The organism is Microcystis sp. M31BS1 (assembly GCF_020245285.1).
GTDB lineage: Bacteria > Cyanobacteriota > Cyanobacteriia > Cyanobacteriales > Microcystaceae > Microcystis > Microcystis panniformis.
In genome coordinates this window covers 1-2,920 of record NZ_JADBVE010000027.1, presented here as the reverse complement: position 1 = coordinate 2,920, position 2,920 = coordinate 1, and the positions used below count along the sequence as shown (strand labels likewise).

Sequence of the window (2,920 nt, the reverse complement as noted above, 5' to 3'; positions counted from 1 at the left end):
GAACCTTTATGTAGAAAGGCATTTGGCGATTTTTGTCAATTGTTTTTGCTCTAGAGCGAACTAATCAATTAAGTCTCTTGCCAGATAAGGATTTAGTCGATTTATGCCCCCCTATTGAACCATACCAAGTAACGAAGAACCATGATCACGACAAATTGCGGCATGACCCAGCCTTAGCCATTGCTTTAAAAAAACTTGATTTCATTGAATCAAATCAAGGGAGTTTAGCGGGGAAAAGTACAATTAATCGACTGGAATATTGTCCCGAAACTATTCTCAATCAAGAAGAAAGTCGTTATCATCGTATTGAACAGGACCCAAAAAAGATAGAAAAACTTTTTGTTGACATCTTTTTACGATCTTATAAAAATCCTCCTCGTCAAATTATTTTGGATATGGATGTAACAGATGATCAAGTACATGGTAATCAAGAGGGAGCCTTTTTCAATACTTATTATAACGGAGTATGTTATGCGCCTTTGTCTATATTTTGTGGGCATCATTTATTAGTAGCTAAACTCCGTTCTTCTAATGTAGATCCAGCCGATGGGGCCTTAGAGGAATTACAAAGAGTCATTGAATTAATTAGAGAAAAATGGCCAACCACTCAAATCTTACTGCGAGCTGATAGTGCCTACGCTCGGGAAGAAATCTTTAAATTCTGTGAGGAAGAAGACCGAGTTGACTATGCTATAGCAATGGGAACTAATAACCAATTAAAGTTACGAGCCTCAGATATAATTGAGAAATCTAAGAGAGATTATGAACAGAGACTTGAACCTGTAGTTGAATTAATGGAGACGCTTTTTGCGAAAGAAGAAGACTTAGAATTGGTCAGAAAATTAGTCCCTGATTCCACTTGGTATCGTTCTTTATGCTATCAAACTGAAAAATCTTGGAGTCGTCAAAGAAGAGTAGTCACCAAAGTTTCTCAGGGCAGTGAGGGTTTAAAAATTCGTCATGTTGTCACGTCTTTACCAGCTTCAAAAATACCTCCATCTAAACTTTATACTGAGAAATATTGCCCCAGAGGTGAGAGGTCAAATCGGCTTAAAGAGCAACAATTGGATTTATTCGCCGACCGAACTTCGACTCAGACATTCGAGAGTAATCAATTAAGACTTTGGTTATCCTCAATGGCTTATGTCTTAATGCAGGCTTTTCGTCAACATTGTTTATCTAACACCTCTTTTGCTCAAGCGACTGTCGGCACAATTCGCCTCAGTTTCCTGAAATTAGGGGCGAGAATTACGATGAGTGTCAGGAGGATTTTAATAGCGATCGCTAGTGCTTGTCCCTCTCAAGATATCTTAGCGATAGCTTATTCTAGAATTCAAGCTCTGACTGATACTGGATAAATCTTAGGGTTGCAAAAATAACTAAATAGTTGGTTCCCAGGCTGAGAAGATAATTCAGTCTATTTTGTCGTGAGAAATTTGGCTGATTGACTCAATTTTAGCCAATTTTTTGCCAGCTTTTTGGCTAGTTTAGTCAGATTCTTGTTTCCCAATTTGAGAATTCTTTCTGATTTACAAATAACCGCAATTTTCTGCATCCAAATCAGCTTCCCAACTCAATTTGTGAGAAATGCGGGTAACGCCACCGCAAACAATCGCATTGGCTTCTCAGAGATTCAGTTTGCAGGAACCAAAATCCCCGAACCTTCTTCCTTGCTTGCTCTGTTAGCCTTTGGTTTAGCGGGCGTGAGTTTGGGAAAAAGAATTTAACTTAGTGTCAGCAGAATTCCCTCGCTAGAAGTCCCTCGCTTTTAGGGATGAGATGAATGCCCAACATTTGACACTCCCGCCGTCAAGCTGACGCTGTGACGGGGGATTCTTGATTCACCCCAAACCCGCTTTTGGGTACAAGTACCAAGGAGTCTTACAGTTTCTCCCCAAGCTTGAAATTCCGACTGTCCATCGGTATTTGTTGACAGTATTCTCATACCTTCTTCCCTTAAATTCTTGGCTGGGTTTTCATCTCTATCGTGATGACTCTTACATTCTGGACAAATCCATTCACGAATACTGAGAGTCAACGAATCATTTTTAAATCCACAGCAAGAACAGAGTTTTGTACTCGGATAAAACCTGTCAACTTTTACAAGTTTTCCTCCCTCTCTTTCTAGCTTGTAATCCAAGAAATTAAGCAACATACCCAAACCATCGTCATGTATTGATTTGGCTAATTTAGTCCTTGCTAACCCTTTAATATTCAGATTCTCGGCTACAACGATTTGGTTTTCATCGCACAACTTTCTGGAGAGTTTATGAAGAAAATCTTGTCTAGTATTTGCTATCTTTTCGTGAACCTTGGCTACCTCCTTAATGGCTTTTTGGCGATTATTAGACCCCTTGGCTTTACGAGACAATGCTTGTTGTCTCCGCTTTAAACGTTTAGCATATTTTCTGGTAGGTTTGATTGGGTCAATCTTGTAGGTTGTTTCACCATCAAAAACCGTAACTAAAGAAGATAAACCTAGGTCTATCCCTGATATTTTTAGTTTTTCAATGGTTGTTGAGTCATCCATCTCAAACAAGATGGCAGCAAAATATTTATCTGTACTGGTTTTAGAAACAGTTACGGATTTAATTTTGCCGTTTATCACTTGAGAAATCTTAGCTTTTACAACCCCTAATTTAGGTAGCTTAATTCCCTTATTTTTAACCGACATTCCGCACATCTTCATATATTTTTATATGTTTTTACATTCCCCAAGATGTTTTTACGAAAAACTGTCATTGTAGAGAATACTATTGAGAACTATTTTCAATAATTGATTTTTTCTGAGAAAACCAATTACAATTCTTCACCTTGATAAAAATCCATCATTGTAGCTATAATCCTTACTGGCAATGGGTTGTAAGCAATGTATTAGTAAAAATTATCAATTGAATGTTAAGAAGTGCGGAAGATGGGT

Annotated in this window: 1 protein-coding gene and 2 pseudogenes; 2 read left to right on the top strand and 1 reads right to left on the bottom strand. The window is 38.0% G+C overall.

Going from position 1 to position 2,920, the window contains the following annotated elements; all coding sequences use genetic code 11:
• Positions 1-140 precede the first annotated feature (140 nt).
• Positions 141-1,358, top strand: a pseudogene (locus IM509_RS01340) (IS1380 family transposase); the annotation flags it as partial.
• Between the two features lie 243 nt (positions 1,359-1,601).
• Positions 1,602-1,727, top strand: a pseudogene (locus tag IM509_RS01335) (PEP-CTERM sorting domain-containing protein); the annotation flags it as partial.
• A 41-nt stretch (positions 1,728-1,768) separates the two neighbouring features.
• Here IM509_RS01335 and IM509_RS01330 read toward each other — a convergent pair.
• Positions 1,769-2,674: an RNA-guided endonuclease InsQ/TnpB family protein gene (locus IM509_RS01330; RefSeq protein ID WP_272079425.1), complete on the bottom strand. Its 906-nt coding sequence runs from the start codon at positions 2,672-2,674 to the stop codon at positions 1,769-1,771.
• Between the last annotated feature and the right edge of the window lie 246 nt (positions 2,675-2,920).